The sequence below is a fragment of the Bradyrhizobium sp. USDA3010 genome (assembly GCF_056429065.1).
In genome coordinates this window covers 1-206 of the sequence record NZ_JBWJZD010000189.1, presented here as the reverse complement: position 1 = coordinate 206, position 206 = coordinate 1, and the positions used below count along the sequence as shown (strand labels likewise).

The window sequence follows — 206 nt, the reverse complement described above, 5'->3', positions numbered from 1 at the left end:
ATTTTGGTCGACGCATGGATGGATAGCTACCCGCGCGAGCCGGCATCCGTCACGCTCGACATCGATGATACCCTGCGACGTCGTCCACGGCCATCAGCAGCTCTCGCTGTTCAACGCTCATTATGACGAACGCTGCTTCCTGCCGATCCACGTCTACGACACGGAGAAGAGCCGGCCCGTGGCGGTCGTGCTGCGGCCCGGCAAGA

Annotated in this window: 1 pseudogene; it reads left to right on the top strand. The window is 62.1% G+C overall.

Annotated features, from left to right (window positions below):
* Nucleotides 1-206: pseudogene (locus tag AC066Y_RS43485) on the top strand (transposase); the annotation flags it as partial.